We start from the raw sequence: 13698 nt of genomic DNA, 5'->3' as shown, positions 1-13698 counted from the left end.
TGATTTTCTGCAAGGGCGCCTACCATGCTGCCTGAACTCGGCCAGATCGCCCTGATCCTCGCCCTGCTGATCTCCATCGTGCAGGCCAGCCTGCCGATGCTCGGCGCGCATCGCGGCATCGCGCCGTGGATGGCGATCGCGCGGCCGGCGGCGTACGCGCAGCTGATCCTGGTCGGCTTCGCCTTCCTGATCCTGACCGAAGCCTTCGTCACTCAGGATTTCTCGCTGCGCTACGTCGCCGAGAACAGCAATTCGCTGCTGCCGATGGCGTATCGCTATTCGGCGGTGTGGGGCGCGCACGAAGGTTCGTTGCTGCTGTGGGCGCTGGTGCTGGCGCTGTGGACCGCGGCGGTCGCGCGCTTCTCCAGGGCGCTGCCGCCCGAGGTGATCTCGCGCGTGCTCGCGGTCATGGGCGTGATCAGCGTCGGCTTCCTCGCGTTCCTGATTTTCACCAGCAATCCGTTCGCGCGCCTGCTGCCGGCGGTCGCCGAAGGCCGCGATCTCAATCCGCTGCTGCAGGACCCCGGCCTGATCATCCATCCGCCGATGCTGTACATCGGCTACGTCGGCTTCTCGGTGCCGTTCGCCTTCGCCATCGCCGCCTTGCTCGACGGCAAGGTCGACGCGCGCTGGCTGCGCTGGACGCGGCCGTGGACCAACATCGCCTGGGCCTTCCTCACTCTCGGCATCGCCCTGGGTTCGTGGTGGGCCTATTACGAACTCGGCTGGGGCGGCTGGTGGTTCTGGGACCCGGTCGAGAACGCCAGCTTCATGCCCTGGCTCGCCGGCGCCGCCCTGCTGCATTCGCAGGCGGTCACCGAAAAGCGCGGCAGCTTCCGCGGCTGGACCCTGTTGCTGGCGATCGCCGCGTTCTCGCTGTCGCTGCTCGGCACCTTCCTGGTCCGCTCCGGCGTGCTGACCAGCGTGCACGCCTTCGCCGCCGATCCTTCGCGCGGCCTGTTCGTGCTGATCTTCCTCGGCATCGTCATCGGTGGCTCGCTGCTGCTGTACGCACTGCGCGTGCCGTCCGGCGACGACGACGGCGGCAAGCCGTTCGAGCTCAGTTCGCGCGAGACCCTGTTGCTCGCCAACAATCTGCTGCTCGCCACCGCCTGCGCGATGGTCCTGCTGGGCACCTTGTATCCCTTGCTGGCCGATGCGCTGGAACTCGGCAAGATCTCGGTCGGCCCGCCGTACTTCTCACTGATGTTCGTGCTGCTGATGACGCCTCTGGTGTTGTTGCTGCCGTTCGGCCCCTTGTTCCGCTGGCAGCGCGAGCAGCCCTCGCGCCCCTTGGCGATGCTGGTGCCCTGGGCCGGTCTCGCCCTCGGCGCGGCCATCGCGGCCTATTTCCTCGCGCCGCAGGGGCCGTGGAAAGTCGCCGCCGGCGTCGGCGGCGCGGTGTGGGTCGCGGCCGGCACTTTGCGCTTCGTGTGGACGCGCGTGCGCGGCAACGGCACCCGTTACACCGCCGAAATGCTCGGCATGACCCTGGCCCACCTCGGCGTCGCCGTGTTCCTGGTCGGCGCCCTGCTGGTCGAAGGCCTCAGCGTGCAGCGCGAAGTCGCGCTGACGCCGGGCAAGAGCCTGGACCTCGGCCGCTACGCGTTCCGCTTCGACAGCGTCGACCATCGTGTCGGGCCCAACTACGAAGCCGATTACGGCACCGTCACCGTGTTCGACGGCGAGCGAGTGCTCGCGGTCATGCACCCGGAAAAACGCGCCTACGCCAGCGGCGGCCAGGTCATGACCGAAGCGGCGATCGAACGCGGCATCACCCGCGATCTGTATGTCGCCCTCGGCGAGTCGCTGGGCGACGGCGCCTGGGCGGTACGCGTGCACATCAAACCCTTCGTACGCTGGGTCTGGCTGGGCGCCTTGCTGATGATGCTCGGCGGTTTCGTCGCAGCGGCCGACCGGCGTTTCCGAGTCAAGGCCGATGCGCGCGAGGGGGGCGAACGTTCGCCCGAACCGCGTCCGGCCGTGTCCACTGCGACCGCCGCGGTCGCAGGATCCATTGCAGGAGAACAGGCATGAATACCCCCACCCCGCGCGGCAACAACAGCCGCTGGTTGCCGTTGGCGGTATTCGCTGCGTTGGCCGTGCTGCTCGCCGCCGGCGTTTGGCTGAGCCGCAAGCCGAACCGCGAAGCGCTGCCGTCGCCGCTGATCGGCAAGCCGGCGCCGGCATTCTCGCTGCCGGTGCTGCACGAAGCCGGCCGCCTGCTCTCGTCCGACGACCTGCGCGGCGAGCCCTACCTGCTCAACGTCTGGGGCAGTTGGTGCCCGGCCTGCCGCGACGAACATCCGGTGCTGACCCGTTTCGCCGAGACCAAGCGCGTGCGCGTGATCGGCTTCAACTGGAAGGACGAACACGCCGACGCCCTGCGTTGGCTGGAGCAGTTCGGCAATCCCTACTGGGTCGTGGTCACCGATTTCGAAGGCAAGTCGGCGATCGATTGGGGCATTTACGGCGCGCCGGAAACCTTCCTGGTCGACGGTAAGGGCATCGTGCGCTGGAAGTTCGTCGGCCCGCTGACCGACGCCACCATCCGCGACGAATTGCTGCCGAAGCTGGCGGAAGTCGAGAAGGCGCGATGAGTTTCGAGCGCAAGAGCAAATCCCCCCCGGCCCCCCTTTTTCAAAGGGGGGGACAGCACGGGTTCGTTGGTGCCGACTCAGTCTCCCGACGCATTCCTGTCTCGCCCGTGACGACGCTCTCCACCGAAGATCTCCCCCCTTTGAAAAAGGGGGGCCGGGGGGGATTTGCCGTCCTCGCCCGCTCGCTGCGCCAAATCGCACGCCCCCTCTCGCTCGCACTGCTGCTGACCCTGGCCCTTGCCGCTCCACTGACGGCGCAGCCCGCCAACGACCCGGTGCCGTTGAGCTTCAACGACAGCGTCGAAGAACGGCGCTTCCATGCCCTCGTCGCCGAGCTGCGCTGTGTGATGTGCCAGAACCAGTCGCTGGCCGATTCCAACGCGCAGATCGCCCACGATCTGCGCCGCGAAGTGCTGGACCTGATGCGCCAAGGCAAGGACGACGCGCAAATCAAGGACTTCCTGGTCGCGCGTTACGGCGAGTTCGTGCTCTACCGGCCGCAGGTCGAATCCAAGACCTGGTTGCTATGGTTCGGCCCGGCCCTGGTGCTGCTGGCCGGCGGCTTCGTGGTCGCGCGCATCGTGCGCCAGCGCAGCGCGGCGTCGACGCCCGCGCCGAACGACGACGAGCAAGAGTGGTGATGGCCGTGGCGATGGGTTCGACCTCGATGACGATGTTCGTGGTGGCGGGCACGACCCTGGTCGTGTTCGCGCTCGGATTCGCCCTGTATCCGCTGTGGCGCTCGCGACCGTGGCTCGGTGCCGGCGTCGGCCTGGCGCTGGCGGCGGTGACCGCGGCGCTGTACCTCGCGATCGGCACGCCGGCCGCGCTCAATCCGCAGCAGGTCAAGGCACCCCAGACCCTCGCCGAAGCGGTGACCCAGCTCGAAGCCGAGCTGGAACGCGATCCGAACCAGATCGAAGGCTGGCGCCTGCTCGCCAGCGCCTACACCGCCGAAGGCTTGAGCGCGAAAGCGCGCGATGCCTATGCGCGCGCGGTCAAGCTGGCCCCCGACAACCCCGACCTGCTCGCCGAAGCCGCCGAGGCGCGTGCGCTGGCGATGCCGGACCGGCGTTTCGACACCGAAGCCGTGGCCATGCTGCAACACGCCTTGCAACAGCAGCCGATGCACCAGCGCGCACGTTGGTTCCTCGGCATCGCCCAGCGCCAGGCCGAGCAACCGGCCGAAGCGGCGAAGACCTGGGAGCCGCTGCTCGCCGTGGTCGATGCTCGCACCGCCGCGAGCCTGCTCGAACAGATCAACGGCGCGCGCCTGGAGGCCGGGCTGGAACCGATGCAAGCGCCGGCCAAGACGGCCGTGGCCGCAAGCGCGGGCCCCGGCATCGCGATCAAGGTCAGCCTGGCGCCGACCCTGGCGGCCAAGCTGCCGGCCAACGCCAGCTTGTTCGTGCTGGCCCGCCAGACCAACGGCGCGCCGATGCCGGTCGCGGTCGAGAAACATGCGGCCAAGGATTTCCCGATCGAAGTCCGGCTCGACGACGGCGACAGCCCGATGCCGACCATGAAACTGTCCCAGCTCAGCGAGGTTCAGGTGCTCGCCCGCGTCTCGGCGTCGGGCAATGCGATTCCGCAGCCCGGCGACCTCGCCTCCGCGCCGACGACTGTGCGTGTGGCCGACAGCGGTACGGTCGAGATCGTGATCGATCGCGTGGTCGAATGATCGCGGCCGGGCCTGTCCGGACCCGGCCTCGAAACGAGGCCTGTTTCGCCCCCGGAACGGGCGCATGACGACAGAACGGATGATGCTGCCACGGACGCCGAAACAATGGTTTAGGCTGCACGGCGATCGATGCGGGCGAGCGGAGGAAACGAACTTCGCCAGCCTCCGCTTCCCGCTCCGCCCTTCCCCTCCGACCCCAAGGACACCGGCCCACGGCCGGCCAGACGAGCGCAAGGCATGACCGAATTCATACCGCCCGGCACCCGCCACATCGACCTGCCGTCGCCGTTCCCGATGAAGCGCGGCGGCGCGCTGCACGGCGCCCGCATCGCTTACGAAACCTGGGGCGAGCTCAACGCCGCCCGCGACAACGCCATCCTGATCGTCACCGGCCTGTCGCCCGACGCGCATGCCGCGGCCAATGCCGGCAATCCGGAACCGGGCTGGTGGGAAGCCATGCTCGGCCCGGGCAAGCCGATCGACAGCGAGCACTGGTTCGTGATCTGCGTGAACTCGCTGGGCAGTTGCAAGGGCTCGACCGGCCCGGCTTCGGTCGACCCGGTCACCGGCGAGCTGTACCGCCTCGAATTCCCCGAGCTGTCGGTCGAAGACGGCGCCGATGCGGCCGCCCATGTCGTGCGCGCGCTCGGCATCGAGCACCTGGCCTGCGTGATCGGCAATTCGATGGGCGGCATGACCGCGCTGGCCTTGTTGATCCGTCATCCGGGCCTGGCGCGCAACCACATCAATATCTCCGGCGCCGCCCGCGCCTTGCCGTTCTCGATCGCGATCCGCTCGCTGCAGCGCGAGGCGATCCGCCTGGACCCGCAGTGGAACCAGGGCCGCTACGACGACGAGCATTACCCGGAGTCGGGCATGCGCATGGCGCGCAAGCTCGGCGTCATCACCTATCGTTCGGCGCTGGAATGGGACGGCCGCTTCGGCCGCGTGCGCCTGGAATCGGACCGCGCCGACGACGAACCGTTCGGGCTCGAATTCGAAGTCGAAAGCTACCTCGAAGGCCACGCCCGCCGCTTCGTCCGCCGTTTCGACCCCAACTGCTATCTGTATCTCAGCCGCTCGATGGACTGGTTCGACCTGGGCGATTACTGCGGCCAGACCCTCGCCGACAATGATGAACAGGTGCGGCTCGGCCTGGCCGCGATCCGGGTCGAGAAAGCCCTGGCGATCGGCGTCCAGACCGACATCCTGTTCCCCTTGCAGCAACAGCAGGAAATCGCCGAGGGCCTGCGCGCCGGCGGCGCCGATTCGCGCTTCCTGCCGCTGGAATCGCCGCAGGGGCACGATGCCTTCCTGGTCGACATCGGCCGTTTTGGGCCGGCCATCGCAGGATTTCTGGCCGAGCTGCGGGGACGCTAGGACAGACGTAGAATGGACCGCATGAACGCCACCGACGCCCTGCCCGACCTCGACTTCCCCGGCCACGACAAACTGGTCGCCGCCATCGACGATGCCGTCGCTTCCGGCGACGAACACGCGGTCACCGCCGCCTTGCGCAACACCCTGTGCAAGATGATCCGCGACCGCGACGTACACCTGCCCGACTGCGTGTTCGATCCGATCGACGATCACTACGCCCGGCGCGAGATCTACCGCAGCCCGCAGCTCGGCTACAGCGTCGTGGCGATGACCTGGGGCCCAGGCCAGGGCACGCCGATGCACGACCACAGCGGCCTGTGGTGCGTCGAAGGCGTGTGGGACGGCGAGCTCGAAATCACTCAGTTCGAATTGCTCGAACGCAACGGCGAAAACTTCCGTTTCCGCGCCGCCGGCGGCATGCACGCCGGCCCGGGCAGCGCCGGCAGCCTGATCCCGCCGCACGAGTACCACACCATCCGCAACGCCAGTAACGACTCGGTTGCCGTGTCCCTGCACATCTACAAGGCGCCGATGGAAGCCTGCTCGATGTTCGTGCCGCGCGACGGCGAGTGGTTCCGCCGCGTCGACAAATCGCTGGAAACCGACGAAGCGGCCTGAGCCGCCGTGCGCCGCACCGCGGCGCCGCACCACCGCATCGCCCGCAGGCCTGATAGCGGCGCGCACACGCGCCATCGGCCCCTCACGGCGCCGCACACAACCTGCTGATGGCCCATGCCGGCGCGCCCGGCACCGGGTAGCATTCGCGCGTTCGCTTCTTGCCTCTCTCAGCCGCCGCCCGGAGATCAGACGATGCTGACCGACCTGTTGCTCGCCGCCTCGCACCACCTGCTGATCTTCGCCCTGGTGTCGATGCTCGTCGCCGAATCGATCCTGTTGCGCGGCCCCATCGACGGCGGCGTGCTGCAACGCCTGGCCCGTCTCGACTCCGCCTATGGCGGCTGCGCCGGCCTGTTGCTGCTGATCGGCCTGGCGCGCGTGTGGTACGGCGTCAAGGGTCACGATTTCTATCTGCACAACCCGTGGTTCCACGCCAAGCTCGGCGCCTACGTCCTGGTCGGCCTGCTGTCGATCCTGCCGACCGTGCGTTTCCTGCGCTGGCGCAAGGCCTGGTCGCTCGACCCGGGCTATCTGCCGGATGCCGGCGAAGTGGCGAAGATGCGCGGCATCGTGCGCTTCGAGTTGGTCCTGATCGCGACGATCTTCGTGCTGGCCGCGGCAATGGCGCGCTACGGCGGCTTCTGAAGACCGCTACAGCCTCACCGCGGCTGCCGATCCCGATGCACCTCGCAGGCGGGCCACGTCGGGCCCGACACTGCAGCCGGATCGGCATGGGCATCGGCCTAGGCACCGCCGTCGATGCGCGAGGGGCGGGCAAAAACAAAGGGCCTAGCCTTGCGGCTAAGCCCTTGTTTTTCATGGTGCCGGAGGTGGGACTCGAACCCACACGCTTTTAAGGGCGGCGGATTTTGAGTCCGCTGCGTCTACCGATTCCGCCACTCCGGCAGCGGCTGCGCAGTATACCCAGGCAAACGCTCCGCGTCTGCACGTCTTGATGAGGTTGGATGCCGCAAAGCCCGACACGCGTTCGGCAAGGGGCGCGGAGCGCGACGGCCGCTCGGGTGGCAAGGGGCCGGCTTCGGCTTCGCCGTCGTCTTCCACGCGAGCCAAACAACAACAGCAAATCCCCCTGCCCCACTTTATCAAGGGGGGAACAGCACAGGTCTGTTCGCGGCGATGACCTCCACTGAAGCCTCCCCTTTGAAAGAAGGCGGGCGAATTTGCCTTGCTCACCCAATCGCGACGCCAGACCGAGACTCAGTTCGGCTCGCCGGCATCGTCCTCGGCGCCGAACGCCGCGGTCATCGAAGCGGCCGCGGCATCGCCGGTTTCTTGCGGCTCCGCCACCGACTCCGCGCGCTCCGCCGTGCTCATCCGCGCCGCCGCCTGCCAGGCGGTCACGGTGCATCGGATGGCGGCGGCGGTTGCGAGCATGGGGATCAGTTTTCTGAATGAGTTCGACGACAGCCCAGGCATCGCCGGGTGTGGCCACGACGGCCCGACGCGGGCCGCGACAACAGACCGCCACAAGGGCATTGCGGCTCCAAGCCGCGTTCCCAGCGCCACAGACGCCAGAATGAATACATCATCATCGTGAAGCCGGCGCATACGCTGCCGAGCTGCAACGATCGTGCGATCGGTGCGAACGCCGCACCGGCGGGCGTATCGCCCAGTTCCAGCAGTACCGTACCGGCCGCGATGCCGCCGGCGGCGATCACCAAGGCCGGCGCGAACAACTGCAGCAACATCCTGGCACCACGATTCATCGACACGTCTCCCCTTCTGCGCCAGCTAGCAGAACGCGGAGCGATCTCAGCCGATGAGACGATGGCCAGAATATGGCCAGGTCCGCCGCGACGCCCCTGCCATTCGTCTTGGCGGCGCTGCGACGCTTGCCGCTTGCGCATCGCCCCCGACCGTGAGCGATGCGGCGGCGCGGGCACGGCTAGAATGGCGCTATGTGTCTGATCGCCCTCGCCTGGCAACATCACCCCCGCTATCGCCTGGCCTTGATCGCCAATCGCGACGAGGCCCATCAACGCCCGACCGCGGCCGCGGGGCCCGACCCCGACAGTCCCGAGGTCTACGGCGGCCGCGACCTGCTCCAGGGCGGCAGTTGGCTGATGGCATCGAGCGCGGGCCGCTTCGCCGCGGTCACCAACGTGCGCGCCGGGCTCAATCCCGAGGCCGCACCGCGATCGCGCGGCGGACTGGTGCGCGAGTTCGTGCGCGACCGCATCGGCGCAGCCGATTATCTCGAGGCATTGCGTCCCGACGCGGCCGAGTTCGGCCGTTTCAATCTGCTGCTATGGGACGGCGAGGCCTTGATGTTCGCCAGCAATCATCCGCATTTCGTCGCCGGGCCGGTCGCGCCCGGCGTGCATGCGATGTCGAACGGCGCCTTCGACGCACCGTGGCCGAAGAGCACTCACGCCACCCGTGCCTTGTCGTCATGGCTGGACTCGTCGGCATCGACCCTGCCGCAATCGGGCACCGACCAATTGGAAATGCTGTTGTCGGCGCTTGCCGACTCCACGCCCGCGCCCGACGAGGCTCTGCCCGATACCGGCGTGGGGCTGGAACTCGAACGCATGCTGTCGCCGCCGTTCGTGCTGGGCGAGCGTTACGGCACGCGTTGCAGCACGGTGGTGTTGATCGATGCCGATTCGATCGCCTTCGTCGAGCGTCGCTTCGGCCCGAATGGCGCGGCCGGCGGCGAATCGGCGACGCTGTTGCCGTTGTCGCCGCGCAGCTGAGTTGCGGGCGCGCGCACTGACCAAACGCGCAATGAGAAGACCCGGGCCTTCGAGATTTCCTCGGGTGTCCGGGCCTTCCGTATCGGAGCGATTGCATCGGACTTTCGTCCGTTGGTTGTTCTCCGATGGGCGTAAGTTACCGCCGCCGGCGTTACCGGCCGATCAAATTTTCGTAAGCGAAATCTGACGCGCACCTGTTCAGGACGCTCGGCGGCGCGTTCAGCAGTCGGGACGAATAGCTAGGAACCAGGAGTGAGAGAGATCGCCCGCAGCCTGGGCACCTACTCATTCCTCGCTCCTGACCACTCGTTCCTCGCCTGATTCACTTCGACCAAGGCCACCAACCGCGGCCGGTCTGGGCGTAGCGATCGGCGGCGCGCTCGAACGGATTGCGCACGCTGATGCCGCCGCAAATCAGATACAGCGGCACGAACAACAACCCCAGCACCATGTACTGATAGACATGGGCACGCTCGTGATCGGCGAGCAGGATCGGCGGCTCGTCGCCATGGCCGGCGTCGTGGGCATAGGTGAAGCACGGCGAATCGAGGCTGTCGCCGGTGTGCAGGATGACGTTGCCCAGGGTGATCGCCCCGCCCGGCCCCCACGGCCAATGCTGGAACACCAGGGCCAGGTCGCTGCGGCGCAAACGCAGGCGCGCGCCGAACGGCATGCCGACGACGCCGGCGAGCAGACCCAGCGCCGTGATCGGCGAGGTCCAGAGCATGCCGAGCGTGCCGCCGGCGATTCGCAACAGGCCAGCCAGTCAGCAGCCCTCTTCCGACATCAACAGCCACAGGATCAGGTATAGCAGCGCGACCGGCAGCAGGAAGGTGGCCAGGGCCAGGACGACGAAAGCGCCGCGCACCAGCACCGGATTCCAATGCATCCGCAAGGCGATGCCACCGCAGACGCCGGCGATCATGCGATCGTGGCGCGAGCGGCAGAACGTTCGCGTGGTACTGCTCATCCGGGCGTGCTCCGGGTTCCTGCGGGCCCGGAATCAGTCTAGCGCGTCAGGGTGATGGCGTCGTCGCCGGCTTGGCGCGCAGCTGAACGAGGCGGGCCTTGAGCCAGGCGGCCGAAGCGACCGGCGGGGCGCCGCCGCAGCGGACCCGGTAGGCCTGGCCGCTGAGGCTGCTTTCGCTGGCCGCGCGTTCGATGAACTGCTCGGCGGTGTCGGCCAGGTCGCGCTTGCGCAGGTAGGCCAGCTTCTTGCGCAGATGCGCCTGCGCCGCCTTGGCGTCGTGCCAGCTGCCGTTGCGTTCGAACTGGCAGGAGGAACTGCCGAGCGCCTGGATCAGCTGCTCGATCTCGCGCTCGGCCTGGGCCGATGGCGCAGCCTGGGCGGCACCGAAGCCGACGAGCAAGGCGACCGTGGCCAGGGCGCGGATCAAGGGAAGGCGGAAGCGGGTGCGGGCGATGTCCATGCGGCACATTAGATCGTACGCAGCCAGGCGCCGACCACGTCGGTCCAGATTTCGTAGCCGCCGCGGTTCATGTGCAGAGCGTCTTCGAGGAACAGCTCGGGACGCGGCGCGCCGGAGGCCTGCATCATCGGCGTATAGACGTCGAGATAGTCCACGCCCTTGGCTTGTTGCGCATAAGCACGCACCAGGGCGTTCGCTTCGCGCACCTGCGGCAGCAAGGCCGCGCGCGAGGGGCTGGGCTTGATCGAGATGAAGCCGATCCGCGCCTGCGGCGCGGCGGCACGCACGCGCTCGACGAAAGCGGCGAAGTCGTCGCGCACCTGCACCGGCGTGCGGCCTTCGGACAAGTCGTTGTCGCCGGCATAGAACACGACCGCGCGCGGCTGGTACGGGGTGACGATGCGGTCGGCGTAGTAGAGCGAATCGTAGACGCGCGACCCGCCGAAGCCGCGATTGATGATGGCCACGCCGGGGAAATCCGTATCCAGGCTTTGCCAGTAACGGATCGACGAACTACCGACGAAGACGATGCTGCCGGGTCGGCGGCGGACCACCGCGTCCTCGCGCTCGAAAGCCTGGATGTCGGTTTCCCAGCGGCTGGAATCGGTGCTGGCCGGAGCGGTTTCTGCAGCAGCCGGAACCGCTGCGGGCGTCGTTGCGGCCTCGGGTGTCGGCGCGGTGCTGGCGCAGGCGCAAAGCAGGGCCAGCAGCAAGGGAAACAGGATGCGGCGCATGGGCGTTCTCTGACTGACGAGTTGCCGAGACTAAACGTCCCGGCGGGACGATGCATCTTGGCGGCCGATGCGCAGGACTCGCCTGCCCTCACCCCGGCCCTCTCCCGCCAGCGGGAGAGGGAGCGGTTCGCGACGCGTAGCGAGGGCGCTGTCGTTCTTTCGACTGCCTCAGCGCGAGCGCTGCGCCAGCCAGTCGTGGATCGCCTGGGGCACTTCGCGCTGGGCGCGGCCGGACACGTAGATGCCGATGTGGCCGCCGCGGAACGACAGCTCCGAATAATCCTCGGTGCCGACCAACTTGGCCAGCGCCCGCGACGCGGCCGGCGGCACCAGATGGTCCTGCTCGGCGAAGATGTTCAGCACCGGCATGCCGATGTAGGCCAGGTCGACTGCGCGGCCGCCGATGTCGATGCCGCCGTTGACGAAGCCGTTGCCCTGGTAGAACTGCTTGATGAACTGGCGGAAGGCTTCGCCGGCCTGGTCGGGCGAGTCGAAGATCCACTTTTCCATGCGCAGGAAGTCTTCCAGCGCGCGCTTGTCGTCGAGGATGTCGATCAGGCCGACGTACTTCTGCACGAACAAGCGCCATGGCTTCAAGGTGAGGTAGCACCAGTTCATGACGTCGGCCGGGACGTTGCCGAGCGTGTCGACGAACTGGTCGATGTCCAGGCCGCGGGTCCAGTTCGACAACATGTTGTCGTCGGTGTGGAAATCCACCGGCGTGACCATGGTGATCAGGTTGCGCACCTTGCCCGGGTTCAAGGCCGAATAGCACAGCGAGAACGCGCCGCCCTGGCAGATGCCGAGCAGGTTGATCGCGTCCATGCGGTACTCGCGGCGCAGGTGGTCGACCGCGCCGCCGAGGAACCGCTGGATGTAGTCCTCGAGTTCGAGATAGCGGTCGGAGCGGTCCGGATAACCCCAGTCGAGGATGTAGACGTCTTCGCCGCGTTCGAGCAGGCCGCGCACGATCGACTTGTCGGCCTGCAGATCGACCATGTAGGGGCGATTGACCAGGGCGTAGGCGATCAGCAGCGGGACTTTCGCGGTCGGCGCCTTGTCGCCGCGGAAGCGATACAACACGACCTTGCCGTCGCGCCAGACTTCCTCGCGCTCGGTCGCGCCGTAGTCGATGTTGCCGACCTGGTGCAGCGAGTCCAGCCCGGCGCGCAATTTGTTCTGCGCCTGCATCGCTTCCTGGGCCAGGTATTCGGCGCTGAAATTGATCGGTGAGGTCATGTCAGCGCGCCTTCTTCGTGGTCTTGGCCGGCTTCACCGCGGCGGCGGCGCTGGGCCGGGCCGGCGGTTGCGGACGGGCGATCGCGGTCTTCTTCGCCGGCTTGGGCTTGCCCGGCGACACAACGCCCGACTTGCTGGCGGCGGCCGCCGCGGCCTGGGCCGGGCGCGGCTTGACGGTTTTCTTCGGCGCGGGCTTGGCCGACTTTGCCGCTGATTTTGCTGCGGGCTTCGCCGCCGGCTGGGCCGATGCGGGCGGCGCTTCCGCGGCCCGGCGCGGCGCCTCGTTCGCGCCGGCGGACCGCGCCTGCTGCACTTCATCGCGCAGGCGCCGCAATTCGCGTTCGAGTTGCGCGATCTTGCGGTGCGCGGCGTCGATCTCGGTGCGGGTCGGGATGCCGAAGCCGCCGCTGGCCTGCTCGACTTCCTTCTGCACGCCGGCGCGCAGGCGCATCTGCGAATTCACCAGAGCCGCATACGCGTCGCGGAAACGCGGCGACAAGGCGATCTGCGCATAGGCTTCCTCGGCCGCATCGATCCACAGATCGAACAGCGCGCGTGCGCTGGAGAGCTGACGACCGGGCTCGCTGCGCTCGGCCAGCTTGTCCTCGAAACGCGAGAACGCATCCTGGCCGGCTTCGGCCATCAAGGCGTGGTAGGCCTGGCTTTGCTTCTGGTAATCGACGTGCGCCTGGGCCAGCGCCTGCAGGCGCTCCTGGTGCTCGCGCGCGAAACCGAACGCGGGCAGGCCGAGGATCGATGGGCCCTGGCCTTGCAGGCGCTCCAGAAACGGCGCGACCTGCTCGACCCAACGCGACAGATCCTGCTGGCCCGGGCCGCGCATCGCCCCGAACACGTCGGCGAAGGGATTGGCGGCATTGCCGCCGAGCGCGCGTTTCCAGGCCCCGGCGATGTCGCCGGCCGAGGCGTCGCTGCCGGCGAACTGCGCCGCCAACTTCTGGATTTCGCCGAACCAGCCGCGCGCCTGGCTGTTGAAGCGGTCCAGGGTTTCGTCGGCTTGCGGGCTTGCGCCCTTGGCCAGTTGCGACCACCAGTTCACGGCCTCGTTCCAACCCGGAACCGACGGCTGCGACGGCTGCGCGCCGGCACCGCGCATCATCTGCCCCCATGCGCTCCAGTACTGTCGCGCCAGTGCATCCAGATCGGGGCCGGCGCCGAAATCGCCGGGATTAGTCGAGCCGAAACCGAAATTCGCCATCGCCGCCTCCATGATTTGATCCGATCATAGCAACGGCCTGTTGCTGCGCGCTGTGTCGGCAGCACGGCCGCGCGATGAGGGCC

16 protein-coding genes and 1 tRNA gene are annotated in these 13698 nt (G+C 67.9%); 8 read left to right on the top strand and 9 right to left on the bottom strand.

All coding sequences use genetic code 11. From position 1 onward, the window contains the following. Positions 1 to 24: 24 nt before the first annotated feature. The 7 genes from ACKN61_RS11440 to ACKN61_RS11410 all read left to right on the top strand — a co-directional run bounded on the left by ACKN61_RS11440 (position 25) and on the right by ACKN61_RS11410 (position 6924). Positions 25 to 2037, top strand: a complete 2013-nt coding sequence (locus tag ACKN61_RS11440) for a heme lyase CcmF/NrfE family subunit (RefSeq protein WP_408953542.1) — start codon at positions 25 to 27, stop codon at positions 2035 to 2037. Next, a complete protein-coding gene (locus ACKN61_RS11435; RefSeq protein WP_031370726.1) occupies positions 2034 to 2600 on the top strand; it encodes a DsbE family thiol:disulfide interchange protein in 567 nt (188 codons plus the stop codon). The genes ACKN61_RS11440 and ACKN61_RS11435 overlap by 4 nt, the downstream gene beginning before the upstream one ends. A gap of 194 nt (positions 2601 to 2794) precedes the next feature. After that, complete coding sequence (locus ACKN61_RS11430) at positions 2795 to 3241, top strand: cytochrome c-type biogenesis protein CcmH (protein WP_408953807.1); 447 nt, start codon at positions 2795 to 2797, stop codon at positions 3239 to 3241. Between the two features lie 26 nt (positions 3242 to 3267). After that, positions 3268 to 4281, top strand: coding sequence for a tetratricopeptide repeat protein (locus tag ACKN61_RS11425; protein WP_408953806.1), 1014 nt, complete (start codon positions 3268 to 3270; stop codon positions 4279 to 4281). A gap of 237 nt (positions 4282 to 4518) precedes the next feature. Next, positions 4519 to 5661 carry a homoserine O-acetyltransferase gene (locus ACKN61_RS11420; protein WP_408953541.1) on the top strand — a complete coding sequence of 381 codons (1143 nt, stop codon included), beginning with the start codon at positions 4519 to 4521 and terminating at the stop codon, positions 5659 to 5661. A gap of 21 nt (positions 5662 to 5682) precedes the next feature. Then, positions 5683 to 6279 (top strand): cysteine dioxygenase, encoded by a 597-nt coding sequence (locus ACKN61_RS11415; RefSeq protein ID WP_408953540.1) that lies wholly within the window; start codon positions 5683 to 5685, stop codon positions 6277 to 6279. 192 nt (positions 6280 to 6471) lie between these two features. Next, the gene (locus ACKN61_RS11410; protein WP_408953539.1) at positions 6472 to 6924 is read left to right on the top strand and encodes a DUF2214 family protein; all 453 of its coding nucleotides are present in this window, start codon (positions 6472 to 6474) and stop codon (positions 6922 to 6924) included. A gap of 174 nt (positions 6925 to 7098) precedes the next feature. Here the strand turns inward: ACKN61_RS11410 and ACKN61_RS11405 are convergent. The 3 genes from ACKN61_RS11405 to ACKN61_RS11395 form a co-directional block, all read right to left on the bottom strand. Next, a tRNA-Leu gene (locus ACKN61_RS11405) sits at positions 7099 to 7185 on the bottom strand. Between the two features lie 312 nt (positions 7186 to 7497). Continuing rightward, entirely contained in the window at positions 7498 to 7674 is a 177-nt protein-coding gene (locus ACKN61_RS11400; RefSeq protein WP_408953538.1) for a hypothetical protein, read from the bottom strand. A gap of 5 nt (positions 7675 to 7679) precedes the next feature. Then, on the bottom strand, positions 7680 to 8147 hold the full coding sequence (locus ACKN61_RS11395) for a hypothetical protein (protein ID WP_408953537.1): 468 nt from the start codon (positions 8145 to 8147) through the stop codon (positions 7680 to 7682). A gap of 51 nt (positions 8148 to 8198) precedes the next feature. Here ACKN61_RS11395 and ACKN61_RS11390 point away from each other — a divergent pair, with 51 nt between their 5' ends. Then, positions 8199 to 8996, top strand: a complete 798-nt coding sequence (locus ACKN61_RS11390) for an NRDE family protein (RefSeq protein ID WP_408953536.1) — start codon at positions 8199 to 8201, stop codon at positions 8994 to 8996. Between the two features lie 322 nt (positions 8997 to 9318). On the opposite strand, the gene ACKN61_RS11385 is transcribed toward ACKN61_RS11390, so the two are convergent. The 6 genes from ACKN61_RS11385 to phaE all read right to left on the bottom strand — a co-directional run bounded on the left by ACKN61_RS11385 (position 9319) and on the right by phaE (position 13615). Further along, positions 9319 to 9723, bottom strand: coding sequence for a hypothetical protein (locus ACKN61_RS11385; RefSeq protein WP_223619621.1), 405 nt, complete (start codon positions 9721 to 9723; stop codon positions 9319 to 9321). A gap of 39 nt (positions 9724 to 9762) precedes the next feature. Beyond that, positions 9763 to 9966, bottom strand: a complete 204-nt coding sequence (locus tag ACKN61_RS11380) for a PspC domain-containing protein (protein ID WP_408953535.1) — start codon at positions 9964 to 9966, stop codon at positions 9763 to 9765. Positions 9967 to 10012: 46 nt separating this feature from the next. Beyond that, on the bottom strand, positions 10013 to 10426 hold the full coding sequence (locus ACKN61_RS11375; protein WP_408953534.1) for a DUF5329 domain-containing protein: 414 nt from the start codon (positions 10424 to 10426) through the stop codon (positions 10013 to 10015). Positions 10427 to 10434: 8 nt separating this feature from the next. Beyond that, on the bottom strand, positions 10435 to 11160 hold the full coding sequence (locus ACKN61_RS11370; protein ID WP_408953533.1) for an SGNH/GDSL hydrolase family protein: 726 nt from the start codon (positions 11158 to 11160) through the stop codon (positions 10435 to 10437). A 168-nt stretch (positions 11161 to 11328) separates the two neighbouring features. Continuing rightward, the gene (locus tag ACKN61_RS11365; protein WP_408953532.1) at positions 11329 to 12399 is read right to left on the bottom strand and encodes a class III poly(R)-hydroxyalkanoic acid synthase subunit PhaC; all 1071 of its coding nucleotides are present in this window, start codon (positions 12397 to 12399) and stop codon (positions 11329 to 11331) included. Between the two features lies 1 nt (position 12400). Beyond that, the gene (gene phaE / locus ACKN61_RS11360; RefSeq protein ID WP_408953531.1) at positions 12401 to 13615 is read right to left on the bottom strand and encodes a class III poly(R)-hydroxyalkanoic acid synthase subunit PhaE; all 1215 of its coding nucleotides are present in this window, start codon (positions 13613 to 13615) and stop codon (positions 12401 to 12403) included. Positions 13616 to 13698: the final 83 nt, after the last annotated feature.

The organism is Lysobacter sp. Hz25 (assembly GCF_046097045.1).
Classification (GTDB): domain Bacteria; phylum Pseudomonadota; class Gammaproteobacteria; order Xanthomonadales; family Xanthomonadaceae; genus Lysobacter; species Lysobacter antibioticus_B.
This window is presented reverse-complemented; position numbering and strand designations above follow the sequence as displayed.

Bases quoted from the DNA above. Each gene is read 5' to 3' on its own strand.
- ACKN61_RS11440 (WP_408953542.1), top strand. From the start codon at position 25: ATGCTGCCTGAACTCGGCCAGATCGCCCTGATCCTCGCCCTGCTGATC.
- ACKN61_RS11435 (WP_031370726.1), top strand. From the start codon at position 2,034: ATGAATACCCCCACCCCGCGCGGCAACAACAGCCGCTGGTTGCCGTTG.
- ACKN61_RS11425 (WP_408953806.1), top strand. From the start codon at position 3,268: ATGACGATGTTCGTGGTGGCGGGCACGACCCTGGTCGTGTTCGCGCTC.
- ACKN61_RS11420 (WP_408953541.1), top strand. From the start codon at position 4,519: ATGACCGAATTCATACCGCCCGGCACCCGCCACATCGACCTGCCGTCG.
- ACKN61_RS11415 (WP_408953540.1), top strand. From the start codon at position 5,683: ATGAACGCCACCGACGCCCTGCCCGACCTCGACTTCCCCGGCCACGAC.
- ACKN61_RS11410 (WP_408953539.1), top strand. From the start codon at position 6,472: ATGCTGACCGACCTGTTGCTCGCCGCCTCGCACCACCTGCTGATCTTC.
- ACKN61_RS11400 (WP_408953538.1), bottom strand. From the start codon at position 7,674: ATGCTCGCAACCGCCGCCGCCATCCGATGCACCGTGACCGCCTGGCAG.
- ACKN61_RS11395 (WP_408953537.1), bottom strand. From the start codon at position 8,147: ATGCGCAAGCGGCAAGCGTCGCAGCGCCGCCAAGACGAATGGCAGGGG.
- ACKN61_RS11390 (WP_408953536.1), top strand. From the start codon at position 8,199: ATGTGTCTGATCGCCCTCGCCTGGCAACATCACCCCCGCTATCGCCTG.
- ACKN61_RS11385 (WP_223619621.1), bottom strand. From the start codon at position 9,723: ATGCTCTGGACCTCGCCGATCACGGCGCTGGGTCTGCTCGCCGGCGTC.
- ACKN61_RS11380 (WP_408953535.1), bottom strand. From the start codon at position 9,966: ATGAGCAGTACCACGCGAACGTTCTGCCGCTCGCGCCACGATCGCATG.
- ACKN61_RS11375 (WP_408953534.1), bottom strand. From the start codon at position 10,426: ATGGACATCGCCCGCACCCGCTTCCGCCTTCCCTTGATCCGCGCCCTG.
- ACKN61_RS11370 (WP_408953533.1), bottom strand. From the start codon at position 11,160: ATGCGCCGCATCCTGTTTCCCTTGCTGCTGGCCCTGCTTTGCGCCTGC.
- ACKN61_RS11365 (WP_408953532.1), bottom strand. From the start codon at position 12,399: ATGACCTCACCGATCAATTTCAGCGCCGAATACCTGGCCCAGGAAGCG.
- phaE (WP_408953531.1), bottom strand. From the start codon at position 13,615: ATGGCGAATTTCGGTTTCGGCTCGACTAATCCCGGCGATTTCGGCGCC.